The organism is Mycobacterium lacus (assembly GCF_010731535.1).
GTDB lineage: Bacteria > Actinomycetota > Actinomycetes > Mycobacteriales > Mycobacteriaceae > Mycobacterium > Mycobacterium lacus.
Genome location: NZ_AP022581.1, coordinates 1,393,222 through 1,406,955 on the forward strand (window position 1 = coordinate 1,393,222; position 13,734 = coordinate 1,406,955).

Genomic DNA, 13,734 nt, shown 5'->3' on the forward strand with positions numbered 1-13,734 from the left:
GACGTCCGGTCCTAGCCCGACTTGAGGCCCGACTTGAGCATGTTGCGCAGCACGTACTGCAGGATGCCGCCGTTGCGGTAATAGTCCGCCTCACCGGGGGTGTCGATGCGCACCAGCGCGTCGAACTCGATCGGGTCGGCACCGGAGGCCTTGCCGGCCCGCACATGCACCGTCGTGGGGGTCTTGCCGTCGTTGAGCGCGTCGATGCCGGTGATGTCGAACACCTCGGTGCCGTCGAGCCTCAACTCCCTGGCGGATTTGCCCTCGGGGAATTGCAGTGGGATCACGCCCATGCCGATCAGGTTGGAGCGGTGGATGCGCTCGAACGACTCGGCGATCACCGCCCGAACCCCGAGGAGCCGGGTGCCCTTGGCCGCCCAGTCCCGCGACGAGCCGGACCCGTATTCCTTGCCGCCGAGCACAATCAGCGGAATGTTTTGTGCCGCATAGTTTTGCGCCGCGTCGTAGATGAACGCCTGCGGCCCGCCGTCCTGGGTGAAGTCGCGGGTGTAGCCGCCGGCAACGTCGTCGAGCAGTTGGTTACGAAGCCGGATGTTGGCGAACGTGCCACGGATCATCACCTCGTGGTTGCCGCGCCGCGACCCGAAGGAGTTGTAATCCTTGCGCTCGACGCCGTGTTCGTCGAGGTATTGCGCCGCCGGGGTGCCCGGCTTGATGGCGCCGGCGGGGGAGATGTGGTCGGTGGTCACCGAGTCGCCGAGCAGCGCCAGCACGCGGGCTCCGGTGATGTCGCCGACCGGCTCCGGCTCGGCGGGCATCCCCTCGAAGTACGGGGGCTTGCGCACGTAGGTCGAGTCCGGATCCCACTCAAAGGTGTTGCCGCTCGGGGTCGGCAGGTTGCGCCAGCGGTCGTCGCCCTTGAACACGTCGGCGTAGTTCTTGGTGAACATCTCCTGGTTGATCGCCGTCGCGATGGTGTCGGACACGTCCCGCTGCGAGGGCCAGATGTCTTTCAAAAAGACGTCCTTGCCATCGTTGTCTTTGCCCAGCGGCTCCGTCTCGAAATCGAAGTCCATCGTCCCGGCCAGCGCGTAGGCGATCACCAGCGGCGGCGACGCCAAGTAGTTCATCTTCACGTCGGGGTTGATGCGGCCTTCGAAGTTCCGGTTGCCCGACAGCACGGCGGCCACCGAAAGGTCGTTGTCGTTGACCGCCTTCGAGATTTCCTCGGGCAGCGGGCCGGAGTTGCCGATGCAGGTGGTGCAGCCGTAGCCGACCAGGTAGAAGCCGAGCTTCTCCAGATAGGGCCACAGGCCGGACTTGTCGTAGTAGTCGTTGACCACTTGGGAGCCCGGCGCCATCGTGGTCTTCACCCATGGCTTGGACGCGAGCCCCTTTTCGACGGCGTTGCGGGCCAGCAGCGCCGCGCCCAGCATCACCTCGGGGTTGGAGGTGTTGGTGCACGACGTGACCGCGGCGATCACGACCGCGCCGTGGTCGAGCACGAATTCGCCGAGTTCGTCCGACTTCACCGGCACCGGGTTGCTCACGCGGCCATGTGCGTTCGCGGCGGCCGATTGCACGCCGCCGTTGTCGTCGTTGGCGAATGTCAGCTCCCCCGGGTCACTCGCCGGGAAGGTCTCCTCGACCACCTCGTCCAGCTTCGTATGCCTGATCGGCGCGGAACCGTCCCCGACATAGTTGGAAATCTGCTCGCGGAACGTGGACTTGGCTTGCGCCAACGCGATTCGGTCCTGCGGACGCTTGGGCCCGGCGATCGACGGCACCACGTCGGACAGGTTGAGCTCGAGGTACTCCGAGAACGCCGGCTCGTGCTTAGGGTCGTGCCACATGCCCTGTGCTTTGGCATAGGCCTCCACCAGCGCCACCTGCGCAGGCGTGCGACCGGTGAATTTCAGGTACTTGATGGTCTCTTCGTCGATGGGGAAAATCGCTGCGGTGGAACCGAATTCGGGGCTCATGTTGCCCAGGGTGGCGCGGTTGGCCAGCGGCACCTCGGCCACGCCCTCGCCGTAGAACTCGACGAATTTGCCGACGACACCGTGCTTGCGCAGCATCTCGGTGACGGTGAGCACGACGTCGGTGGCCGTGACGCCCGGCTGAATCTCGCCGGTCAACTTGAAGCCGACGACGCGGGGGATCAGCATCGACACCGGCTGGCCGAGCATCGCGGCCTCGGCTTCGATGCCACCGACACCCCAGCCCAGGACACCGAGGCCGTTGACCATTGTGGTGTGCGAGTCGGTCCCCACGCAGGTGTCCGGGTAGGCCACCCCGTCGCGGGCCATCACCACGCTCGCCAGGTACTCGATGTTGACCTGGTGCACGATGCCGGTGCCCGGCGGCACGACCTTGAAATCGGCGAACGCGCCCTGCCCCCAACGCAGGAACTGGTAGCGCTCACCGTTGCGCTGGTACTCGATCTCGACGTTGCGCTCGAACGCGTCGGGGCGGCCGAACAGGTCGGCGATCACCGAGTGGTCGATCACCAGGTCGGCCGGCGCCAGCGGGTTGACCTTCTCGGGCTTGCCGCCTAGGTCGGCGATGGCCTCACGCATGGTGGCCAGGTCGACGATGCACGGCACGCCGGTGAAGTCCTGCATCACCACGCGGGCGGGCGTGTACTGGATCTCAATGCTCGGCTCCGCCTGCCGATCCCAGTTCGCGATCGCCTCGATGTGGGCTTTGGTGATGTTGGCGCCGTCCTCGTTGCGCAGCAGGTTCTCGGCGAGGACCTTGAGGCTGTAGGGGAGTTTCCCGGTACCGGGGACGGCGTCGAGGCGATAGATTTGGTAGTTCTTGTCGCCAACCTCGAGGGTGTCGCGGGCTCCGAACGAATTCACCGAATCTTTGCTGCTCACATCAACTCCCAGGATTAAGTTCTCCCGTCGACGGGCCGTGTCGACGGCGCTTGAAAGGCCGAAGCCACCTTAACAGTACGCTTGTCCTGTATTGAGGCGGCCCGGCAGTCGCACCTAGCAGTCTTGTCGCCTGCGGCGCGTGGTGGAAGGCCCTCCCGCCGGGTCGCGTACGGTGCCTGTAGCACTCCGGGAGGAAGGACACGATGACCGGGCAAGGCGTATCCCAGACAATGCCGGTCCTGCCGGTCTACATCCCGCAAGACGTCGACATGACCGCAATCAAGGCCGAGGTCGCCGCGGTCGGCGTCAGTGCGCCACCGGCGGCGATGCCGGGGCTGCTCGAGGTGGTCGACCACGCTCGCGCCGAGGGCATCGACCTCAAGATCGTGGTGCTCGACCACAACCCGCCGAACGACACGCCCTTGCGCGATATCGCGACCGTCGTCGGCGCCGACTATCCGGACGCCACGGTATTGACGCTCAGCCCGAACTACGTCGGCTCCTACAGCACGCAATTCCCGCGCGTCACCCTGGAAGCCGGGGAAGACATCTCCAAAACCGGCAACCCGGTGCACTCGGCGCAGAATTTCTTGGGTGAGCTGAACAGTCCCGAGTTTCCCTGGACGGCCTTGACCATTGTCTTGCTGATCGGGGTGCTCGCGGCAGCCGTCGGCACCCGGTTGATGCAGCTGCGCAGTAAGCGATCAGCAACGTCTGCCGAGCCCGCCGAATCGCGAGCGGGAGAACCCAGCTAGGCCTTTAGCCTGGTGCATCCGGCTCGGGTGGCGCGCGTACAGTGGGCCCGTTTCTCTGTGCGGCAAACACCACAGGTCACCGTTTGGTCACATTAAACGCACGTCCAGAGTGCAGTTTGTGACTTACGTTTCCATAGCGTCAGATGTGACGTACGGTGCAAATGATGCTTGTGATGTCTTTGGCGCTTTGCCGGTGAATCCTGGGGCTGGCGCCTTTGTCCGAGGTGAGCCATAGGAGATCTGAGCCGAATGAAACGGAACAGCCGTGGCTCTGCGACATCTCCGGCCGCGAGGTTGGCGCGGCCGGCGATTCCGGCGGTGGTGAGCGTGGCCCTGCTGGTGTGCACGCCGGGACTGGCCGCAGCTGATCAGGGTGCCGACACGATGGCGGCGCTGATCGCCGACGTCGCCAAGGCGAACCAGCGGCTAGAAGACCTCAGCGCCGAAGTCGAGATCGAGCAGGAAGCCGTGAACAAGGCCTTGGTCGACGTGGAGACCGCCCGGGACAACGCGGCCGCTGCCGAACACGACCTCGAGGTCAGTCAGCGGGCGGTCGGGGACGCCAATGCGGCCATCGCCGCAGCTCAACACCGGTTCGACAGCTTCGCGGCGGCCACCTACATGAACGGTCCGTCGGGCAGCTATCTGAGCGCGACCAGCCCCGACGAGATCATCGCCACCGCGACCGCCGCCAAGACCCTGACCGCCAGTTCACAGGCGGTGATGGCCAACCTGCAGCGGGCCCGGACCGAGCAGGTGAACAAGGAGTCGGCGGCACGGCTGGCCAAGCAGAAGGCCGACAAGGCCGCCGCCGATGCCGCGGCCAGCCAGGATGCCGCGGTGGCGGCGATGAACGAGACCAAGCGCAAGTTCGACGAGCAGCGTGCGGAGGTCAACCGGCTGGCCGCCGAGCGCGATGCGGCGCAAGCCAGACTGCAGGCGGCTAGGCTCGTGGCCTGGTCCTCGGCCGGCGGGCAGGGTGCGCCGCCTCCGGATGGCATGTGGGATCCCGGAGCCGGGCCGGGCGGTGGCCGTCGGTGGGACGGCTGGGACCCCACGCTGCCCATGATTCCCAGCGCCAACATTCCCGGCGACCCGATCGCGGTGGTCAACCAGGTGTTGGGCTACTCGGCGACGTCGGCGCAGGTCACCGCCCAAATGGGGCGGAACTTCCTGCAGCAATTGGGCATCTTGCGGCCCACCGACACGGGCATCACCAACGCCCCCACGGGTACGACCCAGGGCAGGATTCCGCGGGTATATGGGCGGCAGGCCTCCGAATACGTCATCCGGCGCGGGATGTCCCAGATCGGCGTGCCGTATTCCTGGGGTGGCGGCAATGCCGCGGGTCCGAGCAAAGGAATCGATTCCGGGGCCAATATCGTCGGCTTCGACTGTTCGGGACTGGTCTTGTACTCGTTCGCCGGGGTGGGCATCAAGCTGCCGCACTACTCGGGCTCGCAATATAACTTGGGCCGCAAGATCCCGGCCTCGCAGATGCGCCGCGGCGACGTCATTTTCTACGGGCCCGGCGGCAGCCAGCACGTGACGATCTACCTCGGCGACGGCCAGATGCTCGAGGCCCCCGACATCGGGTTGAAGGTTCGCGTTGCGCCCGTGCGCACCAGCGGTATGACGCCCTTCGTGGTCCGGTATATCGAATACTGACGAGGATCCATGCGCCACAAGCTTTTTCGCCTGACCACCCTGGGCTGGATCGTCGCGACGGTGACCGGGCTGATGACATCCGTCGCGGCTCCCGCCACGGCCGACCCGGGCGAGTGGGATCCCACGCTGCCGGCGGCGGTCAGTGCGGGCGCTCCCGGAGATCCGCTCGCCGTCGCCAATGCCTCGCTGCAGGCCACCGCCCAGGCCACCCAAACCACCCTCGATTTGGGCAGGCAATTTCTTGGCGGGCTGGGGATCAACCTCGGCGGCGGTAACGCCCCCGCCGCCAACAACACCAGCGGAAGCCGGATCCCGCGGGCCAACGGCCGGCAGGCTATCGAGTACGTGATCCGCCGCGCCGGCTCGCAGCTGGGGGTGCCGTACTCGTGGGGCGGCGGCACGCTGGAGGGCCCCAGCAGGGGCGTCGACTCCGGCGCGGGCACGGTCGGCTTCGACTGCTCGGGCCTGATGCGGTACGCCTTCGCGGGGGTTGGCGTGCTGATCCCGCGGTTTTCCGGCGACCAGTACAACGCTGGCAAGCACATTCCTCCCTCGCAGGCCAGACGTGGCGACCTGATCTTTTACGGCCCGGGTGGCGGCCAGCACGTCACCCTCTACCTGGGCAACGGTCAGATGCTGGAGGCATCCGGAAGCGCCGGCAAGGTCACCATCAGCCCGGTGCGCAAGGCCGGCATGACGCCTTTTGTGACCCGGATCATCGACTACTGACCGAGGCGCGATTTGCTGGGGGACCCGCGGCGTCGACGGAATCCGGCAGGCCTGGAATAGTTGAACGCGGGCACGTCGCTGCCCCGCGACATGTGTCGTGCCGGTAGTCGTGTCCGAATGAGCTGTGGAGGGTTATTGATGACATCAGCAGGTGGGTTCCCCGCGGGCGCCAGCGGTTACTCGGGCCCGGGCGGGCCGGCCCATGAGGCGCCGTCGGGTGGCGCCGACGGGCTAGCCGCCGAGGTGCACACGCTGGAGCGGGCCATCTTCGAGGTCAAGAGGATCATCGTCGGCCAGGACCAGCTGGTGGAGCGGATGCTGGTGGGTCTGCTGTCCAAGGGCCACGTGCTGCTCGAGGGCGTGCCCGGCGTGGCGAAGACGCTGGCGGTGGAGACCTTCGCGCGCGTGGTCGGCGGCACGTTCGCGCGCATCCAGTTCACCCCCGACCTGGTGCCCACCGACATCATCGGTACCCGTATCTACCGGCAGGGCAGGGAGGAATTCGACACCGAGCTCGGTCCGGTGGTGGTCAACTTCCTGCTTGCCGACGAGATCAACCGGGCGCCGGCGAAGGTGCAATCGGCCCTGCTGGAAGTCATGCAGGAACGCCACGTCTCCATCGGCGGCAAGACCTTCCCGCTGCCCAATCCGTTCCTGGTGATGGCGACGCAGAACCCGATCGAGCACGAGGGCGTCTATCCGCTGCCCGAGGCGCAGCGCGACCGGTTCCTGTTCAAGATCAACGTCGGCTACCCGTCAGCGGAGGAGGAGCGCGAGATCATCTACCGGATGGGTGTCGCCCCACCGCAGGCCAAGCAGATCCTCAACACCGGCGACCTGGTGCGGCTCCAGGAGATCGCGGCCAACAACTTCGTCCACCATGCGCTGGTCGACTATGTGGTCCGGGTCGTGTTCGCCACTCGCGCGCCCGAGCAGCTGGGGATGAACGACGTCAAGAGCTGGGTCGCCTTCGGCGCGTCGCCCCGCGCCTCGCTGGGCATCATCGCCGCCGCACGTTCGCTGGCGCTGGTGCGCGGGCGCGACTACGTGATCCCGCAGGACGTCATCGAAGTCATTCCCGATGTGCTGCGACACCGGTTGGTGCTCACCTACGATGCGCTGGCAGACGAGATCACGCCGGAGATCATCATCAACCGGGTTCTGCAGACGGTCGCCTTGCCGCAGGTGAATGCCGTTCCGCAGCAAGGCCATTCGGTGCCGCCGGTGATGCAGGCGGCGGCCGCGGCCAGCGGCCGGTGACCGAAAGCAAAGCCCCGGCGGTCGTCCACCCGCCATCGTTGCTGCGGGGCGACATCGACGATCCGAAGCTGGCGGCGGCGCTGCGCACCCTCGAGCTGACCATCAAGCAGAAGCTCGACGGTGTCTTGCACGGCGATTACCTCGGCCTGATCCCGGGCCCGGGCACCGAGCCCGGGGAGTCGCGCCTCTACCAGCCCGGTGACGACGTGCGCCGGATGGACTGGGCGGTCACCGCGCGCACCACCCACCCGCACGTCCGGCAGATGATCGCCGACCGGGAACTGGAGACCTGGCTGGTGGTCGACATGTCGGCCAGCCTGGATTTCGGCACGGCCGTCTGTGAGAAGCGAGACCTCGCGGTGGCCGCCGCGGCGGCCATCACGTTCCTCAACAGCGGCGGTGGCAACCGGCTGGGTGCGCTGATCGCCAACGGCGCGACGATGACCCGCGTGCCGGCCCGCACCGGGCGCCAGCATCAACACACGATGTTGCGCACCATCGCGACCATGCCCAAGGCCCCGGCGGGCGTCCGCGGCGACCTGGCGGTGGCCATCGACGCGCTGCGCCGGCCGGAACGCCGCCGCGGGATGGCGGTGATCATCAGCGATTTCCTGGGTCCAATCAACTGGATGCGTCCGCTGCGGGCGATCGCGGCCCGCCACGAGGTGCTGGCGATCGAGGTGCTCGATCCCCGCGATATCGAACTGCCCGATATCGGCGATGTCATCCTGCAGGACGCCGAATCCGGCGTGACCCGGGAGTTCACCATCGACGCACAGCTGCAGACCGATTTCGCCAGGGCCGCCGCGGCCCACCGCGCCGATGTCGCTCGGACCATCCGCGGGTGCGGGGCGCCGGTACTGACGCTTCGCACCGACCGCGACTGGCTCGCCGACATCGTCCGTTTCGTCGCCTCTCGCCGGCGCGGGGCAATGGCGGGAAGCCAGTGACACTGCCGCTGCTGGGGCCGATGACGCTGTCCGGCTTCGAACACTCCTGGTTTTTCCTCTTCCTCTTTGTCGTCATCGGGCTGGCCGCGCTGTACGTCCTGCTGCAGCTGGCGCGCCAGCGGCGGATGCTGCGGTTCGCCAACATGGAGCTGTTGGACAGCGTGGCGCCCAAACGGCCTTCGCAGTGGCGGCATCTGCCGGCGATCCTGCTGGTGTTGGCGATGGTTCTGTTCACCATTGCGATGGCGGGTCCGACAAACGACGTCCGGATTCCCCGCAACCGCGCGGTGGTGATGCTGGTGATCGACGTGTCGCAATCAATGCGTGCCACCGATGTCGAACCCAACCGGATGGTCGCCGCGCAGGAGGCCGCGAAGACGTTTGCCGACGAGCTGACCCCGGGAATCAACCTCGGGCTCATCGCGTATGCGGGCACGGCGACCGTGCTGGTATCGCCGACGACCAACCGCGAGGCGACGAAGGCCGCGCTTGACAAGTTGCAGTTCGCCGACCGCACCGCCACCGGGGAGGGCATCTTCACCGCTCTGCAGGCCATCGCCACCGTCGGCGCGGTGATCGGCGGCGGCGACACACCGCCGCCGGCGCGCATCGTGTTGTTCTCCGACGGCAAGGAGACGATGCCGACCAACCCGGACAACCCCAAGGGTGCCTTCACGGCCGCCCGCACCGCCAAGGACCAGGGCGTGCCGATCTCGACGATCTCGTTCGGCACGCCCTACGGGTTCGTCGAGATCAACGGTCAGCGTCAGCCGGTGCCCGTCGACGACACCACGATGAAGAAGGTCGCCGAGCTCTCCGGCGGCAACGCCTACAACGCCGCGACCCTGCCGGAGTTGAAGGCCGTCTACGCGTCGTTACAGCAGCAGATCGGCTACGAGACGATCAAGGGTGACGCCAGCGTGGGCTGGCTGCGGCTGGGTGCGCTGATCCTGGCGCTGGCCGGGCTGGCCGCACTGCTGATCAATCGCCGGCTGCCTGCGTAGGTTCTTTGGCCCGCGAGCGTAACCTGGCTGCGATTTTGGGTAGGGATTTTCGCAGTGCGGTTACGCTCGCGAAGCGCGTGCCTCGCGTACCCGGCGAATAACGCTTGGGGGTGGTCCTCGTTGATGACCCGGACCACGATCCACCCGTAACGGTGTGCCACCTTTTCATGCCGGCGGATGTCCCTTGCGTAGTGGTAGCGACTCGACTGGTGATGCTCACCCTCATACTCGACTGCGACCTTGATGTCCTCCCGCCCCATGTCCAAATGCGCTTCGGCCCAACCCCATTCGTTGCGGACCGGGATCTGCGTCCGGGGCCGGGGAAACCCCGCGCGGATCAATAGCAGGCGCAGCCATGTCTCCTTTGGCGACTGGGCTCTACGATCGACCAATTCCAGGGCGGCTCTGGCGGCCTTCATGCCGCGGCGGCCCCGGTAGCCGTCGACCAATAGCTCGACGTCGGCCATCTTCAACTCGGTCGCCTGCGCGAGGGCTTCCACCGCGGCGACCGCCGCGCCCAACGGGTATCGCCTGGCCAGGTCGAGGGCGTGCGGGCGGGTGTGGTGACCTGCATGCCGCTGATGACGGCGACCTCGTCAGCCTCGATGCGCTCTTCCCAGACCTGCACTCCGGCTTCTCGCCGGCGATTGGTGTGGATGACCGCGCCGGGTTGGGCCGAGTCGATCCACTTCGAGCCGTGTAGGGCGGAGGCGGAAAAGCCCGCGAGGGTGCCGCCGCGCCGCGAGCGCAACAACAGGCACGCGCGCGCAAGTCCGCCGTCAGTTCGGCATTCCTTGGCACGTGCACGTCTTTGTGCGGCGCCACATATCGCGTGCGCAGTTCGTAGGGGGTCAATGAGCCCGCAGCCAAAGCTTCGTTCCCAATGAATGGGTCGTTCATGGGCGAAGTGTGCCGACACACACCGACAAGAGCGCGCACAAGAATCGCAGCACGTCACGCTCGCGGGCAGCCGGTTTAGGCGCCACCGTGCCCAGGCGCTAGGTTGACGGGGTGACTGACACAGCCACCGATGCCACCACAGATTCCGCACCCGACGCGGCTCGACCCCCGTTCGTCTCCCGTTCAGTGCTGGTCACCGGGGGAAACCGGGGGATCGGCCTGGCCGTTGCGCGGCGCTTGGCCGCCGACGGGCACCGGGTGGCGGTGACCCACCGCTCGTCCGGAGCCCCCGCGGGGCTGTTCGGCGTCGAGTGCGACGTCACGAACAACGACGCCGTCGACGCCGCCTTCAACAAGGTCGAGGAGCACCAGGGCCCGGTGGAGGTCCTGGTCGCCAACGCCGGCATCACTTCCGACATGTTGATCATGCGGATGAGCGAGGAACAGTTCCAAAGGGTCATCGACGCCAACCTGACCGGGGTATTCCGGGTCGCCAAGCGGGCGTCGCGCAACATGATCAAGAAGCGCTTCGGGCGCTTCATCTTCATGGGTTCCGTCGTCGGGTTGACCGGACTGCCGGGACAGGCGAACTATGCCGCGTCCAAGGCTGGACTCGTCGGGATGGCCCGCTCGCTGACTCGCGAACTGGGGTCGCGCTCGATCACCGCCAACGTGGTGGCCCCCGGCTTCATCGACACCGAGATGACCCAGGCAATGGAGCCCAAGTACGTGGAAATGGCGCAGCAGGCGATTCCGTTGGGCCGCATCGGCAAACCCGAGGAGGTCGCTGGAGTCGTCAGCTTCCTCGCGTCGGAGGACGCCGCATACATCTCGGGCGCGGTGATTCCGGTCGACGGCGGCGCCGGCATGGGTCACTGACAACACACAAGGACGGACATGACAGGACTGCTCGAAGGCAAACGGATCCTGGTCAGCGGGATCATCACGGACTCGTCGATCGCGTTTCACATCGCGCGGGTGGCCCAGGAGCAGGGCGCCGAACTGGTGCTGACCGGATTCGACCGGCTGCGGCTGATCCAGCGCATCACCGACCGGCTGCCCCAGAAGGCCCCGCTGCTCGAGCTCGACGTGCAAAACGAGGAGCACCTCGCGACGCTGGCCCAGCGGGTGACCGAGGCGATCGGCGAGGGCAACAGGCTCGATGGCGTCGTCCACTCGATCGGCTTCATGCCGCAGAGCGGGATGGGTATCAACCCGTTCTTCGACGCGCCCTACGAGGACGTCTCCAAGGGCATCCACATCTCCGCATACTCGTATGCCTCGCTGGCCAAGGCGCTGCTGCCGATCATGAACCCCGGCGGTTCCATCGTCGGCATGGACTTCGACCCGAGCCGGGCGATGCCGGCCTACAACTGGATGACGGTCGCCAAGAGCGCGCTGGAGTCGGTGAACCGGTTCGTCGCCCGCGAGGCCGGCAAGTACGGTGTGCGCTCCAATCTCGTTGCCGCCGGGCCAATCCGGACGCTGGCGATGGCCGCGATCGTCGGTGGTGCGCTCGGCGAGGAGGCGGGCGCCCAGATCCAGCTCCTCGAGGAGGGCTGGGACCAGCGCGCCCCGGTCGGGTGGAACATGAAGGACCCGACGCCGGTCGCCAAGACGGTGTGCGCGCTGCTGTCCGACTGGCTGCCGGCCACCACGGGCGACATCATTTTCGCCGACGGCGGGGCGCACACCCAATTGCTCTAGCGCACTATGCAATTTGATGCCATCCTGCTGCTGTCCTTCGGCGGGCCGGAAGGGCCCGAGCAGGTGCGGCCGTTCCTGGAGAACGTCACCCGGGGTCGTGGTGTGCCGCCCGAACGGCTGGATGCCGTGGCCGAGCATTACCTGCATTTTGGTGGGGTGTCGCCGATCAACGGCATCAATCGCGCGCTGATCGCCGAGCTCGAAGCGGAGCAGGACCTTCCGGTGTACTTCGGCAATCGCAACTGGGAACCCTACGTCGAAGACACCGTTACGACTATGCGCGACAACGGTATTCGTCGCGCTGCGGTGTTCGTCACCTCGGCATGGAGTGGTTACTCGAGCTGCACGCAGTATGTCGAGGACATTGCCCGGGCACGCCGAGCCGCCGGTCCCGAAGCGCCCGACCTGGTAAAGCTGCGTCCCTACTTCGACCATCCGCTCTTGGTTGAAATGTTCATCGACGCTATCGCCGCCGCGGCCGGCACCTTGCCGGCCGGGGATGCGCGCCTGGTGTTCACCGCGCATTCGATCCCGGTGGCGGCTGACCAGCGCTGCGGTCCCAATCTCTACAGCCGCCAAGTCGCTTACACCGCAAGGCTGGTCGCCGCGGGTGCCGGTTACGCCGACTACGACCTGACCTGGCAGTCGCGTTCGGGGCCGCCGCAGGTTCCGTGGCTGGAGCCCGATGTCGCAGACCATTTCGCGACGCTGTCCGACGTCAAGGCCGTAATCGTTTGTCCCATCGGATTTGTCGCCGACCATATCGAGGTGGTTTGGGATCTCGACCACGAGTTGCGATTACAGGCCGAGGCGGCGGGGATGGCGTTCGCCCGGGCCGCGACCCCCAATGCCGATCGGCGGTTCGCCCGGCTCGCAACAAGTCTGATCGACGAACTCCGTTGCGGCCGTGAGCCGGTCCGGGTGGGCGGCCCAGACCCGGTGCCGGGCTGCCTGGCCAGCGTCAACGGGGCACCATGCCGTCCGCCCCATTGCGTCGCGCGGGACGTGGGGGTCAGTCCGGCCAGGCCGAACGCAGGATAGCGCCTAGCGCGGCCATCCGCGCCGAGCGCACCACGGCGGTCAGCGGCCGCAGTGCGTCGGTGGCGGTTTGGGCGTCCGACGACGATCGCGTTGTGATCGGCAATCGAGAAAGCCCGGCGCTGACCGCGATGATCGCGTCGACGTGCGCGGCGTTCTCCAGTACACGCAGTGCGCGTGATGGTGCATGGTCGGGAATCCGGTGTTGCCGTGAGGATTCCAGCAGTTGTTCGACAAGGCCGCGTGGATTTTCGACATCGGAGGTGGCGGATCCCAGCCCGATGGCGCTCAACGCGTCGGCGGCCGAGCGCACCGCGGAACGCAGCGCATATTCGGCGTCGCCCAACTCGTGGTGGTCGAGCACGGGTGCGCTGGGCAACGAGTACACCATCCATGTCAGCGCGCACAATTCGGGCATCGCGGGGTCGCCGTCCGGCTTCTCGTCAAGGTCGCCGTAGGAGAACTCCGGGGTGAGCCCTATGGCCGTGTCGGGATCGTCGGGGTTGGTGATGATCACGCCCTCTCCGGCGGCGAGGGCGTCGCGCGCGAACTGGGTTCCCGCGGACAGTCCCCGCACGTCGCCGGGCACCGGCAATACCACGTTGATCGTCCCGCGCAATCGACCAGGCGCGCTTGGTGCCGACGTCGGCCGGCCGACCGCGGCACGCAGCGTTTGCAGCAGCGACACCGTTCCGGCGTCGTGGACGTCCGGCCACGGCAGGCCGGTATGGCCGGCGGCGACAGCGTCATACGCGGTGACCGATTGCCTTGGGGCCCAGAGGGATAACGCATCCAAGACGTCGTCGGGCGCGGCCTTGCCTGCGAGCCAGGCGTTGGCCCACATCGAGAGCGTTGCACTCGGACACCACATGATTTCGCA

At 66.9% G+C, this 13,734-nt stretch carries 11 protein-coding genes and 1 pseudogene; 9 read left to right on the top strand and 3 right to left on the bottom strand.

Annotated features, from left to right (window positions below):
* Positions 1 to 11 precede the first annotated feature (11 nt).
* On the bottom strand, positions 12 to 2,843 hold the full coding sequence (locus G6N24_RS06565) for an aconitate hydratase (protein WP_139822641.1): 2,832 nt from the start codon (positions 2,841 to 2,843) through the stop codon (positions 12 to 14).
* Between the two features lie 203 nt (positions 2,844 to 3,046).
* On the opposite strand from G6N24_RS06565, the gene G6N24_RS06570 reads away from it, so the two are divergent.
* The 6 genes from G6N24_RS06570 to G6N24_RS06595 all read left to right on the top strand — a co-directional run bounded on the left by G6N24_RS06570 (position 3,047) and on the right by G6N24_RS06595 (position 9,209).
* Positions 3,047 to 3,598: an Rv1476 family membrane protein gene (locus G6N24_RS06570; protein WP_085163015.1), complete on the top strand. Its 552-nt coding sequence runs from the start codon at positions 3,047 to 3,049 to the stop codon at positions 3,596 to 3,598.
* A gap of 249 nt (positions 3,599 to 3,847) precedes the next feature.
* The gene (gene ripA, locus G6N24_RS06575; protein WP_085163013.1) at positions 3,848 to 5,266 is read left to right on the top strand and encodes an NlpC/P60 family peptidoglycan endopeptidase RipA; all 1,419 of its coding nucleotides are present in this window, start codon (positions 3,848 to 3,850) and stop codon (positions 5,264 to 5,266) included.
* Between the two features lie 9 nt (positions 5,267 to 5,275).
* Positions 5,276 to 5,995, top strand: a complete 720-nt coding sequence (gene ripB / locus G6N24_RS06580; RefSeq protein ID WP_085163012.1) for an NlpC/P60 family peptidoglycan endopeptidase RipB — start codon at positions 5,276 to 5,278, stop codon at positions 5,993 to 5,995.
* Between the two features lie 138 nt (positions 5,996 to 6,133).
* Positions 6,134 to 7,255 (top strand): chaperone MoxR1, encoded by a 1,122-nt coding sequence (gene moxR1 / locus G6N24_RS06585; RefSeq protein ID WP_085163010.1) that lies wholly within the window; start codon positions 6,134 to 6,136, stop codon positions 7,253 to 7,255.
* Positions 7,252 to 8,205, top strand: a complete 954-nt coding sequence (locus tag G6N24_RS06590) for a DUF58 domain-containing protein (RefSeq protein WP_085163009.1) — start codon at positions 7,252 to 7,254, stop codon at positions 8,203 to 8,205. The genes moxR1 and G6N24_RS06590 overlap by 4 nt, the downstream gene beginning before the upstream one ends.
* Positions 8,202 to 9,209: a VWA domain-containing protein gene (locus G6N24_RS06595; protein ID WP_085163008.1), complete on the top strand. Its 1,008-nt coding sequence runs from the start codon at positions 8,202 to 8,204 to the stop codon at positions 9,207 to 9,209. Before G6N24_RS06590 ends, G6N24_RS06595 begins: the two co-directional genes overlap by 4 nt.
* A gap of 60 nt (positions 9,210 to 9,269) precedes the next feature.
* On the opposite strand, the pseudogene G6N24_RS06600 reads toward G6N24_RS06595, so the two are convergent.
* Positions 9,270 to 10,109, bottom strand: a pseudogene (locus G6N24_RS06600) (hypothetical protein).
* A 111-nt stretch (positions 10,110 to 10,220) separates the two neighbouring features.
* On the opposite strand from G6N24_RS06600, the gene fabG1 reads away from it, so the two are divergent.
* The 3 genes from fabG1 to G6N24_RS06615 are packed head-to-tail and all read left to right on the top strand — an operon-like array spanning position 10,221 to position 12,857.
* Entirely contained in the window at positions 10,221 to 10,988 is a 768-nt protein-coding gene (gene fabG1, locus G6N24_RS06605; RefSeq protein ID WP_085163007.1) for a 3-oxoacyl-ACP reductase FabG1, read from the top strand.
* An 18-nt stretch (positions 10,989 to 11,006) separates the two neighbouring features.
* Positions 11,007 to 11,816, top strand: coding sequence for an NADH-dependent enoyl-ACP reductase InhA (gene inhA / locus G6N24_RS06610; protein ID WP_085163006.1), 810 nt, complete (start codon positions 11,007 to 11,009; stop codon positions 11,814 to 11,816).
* 6 nt (positions 11,817 to 11,822) lie between these two features.
* Positions 11,823 to 12,857, top strand: coding sequence for a ferrochelatase (locus tag G6N24_RS06615; protein ID WP_085163005.1), 1,035 nt, complete (start codon positions 11,823 to 11,825; stop codon positions 12,855 to 12,857).
* On the opposite strand, the gene G6N24_RS06620 is transcribed toward G6N24_RS06615, so the two are convergent.
* The gene (locus tag G6N24_RS06620) at positions 12,829 to 13,725 is read right to left on the bottom strand and encodes a hypothetical protein (RefSeq protein ID WP_085163004.1); all 897 of its coding nucleotides are present in this window, start codon (positions 13,723 to 13,725) and stop codon (positions 12,829 to 12,831) included. The genes G6N24_RS06615 and G6N24_RS06620 overlap by 29 nt on opposite strands.
* Positions 13,726 to 13,734: the final 9 nt, after the last annotated feature.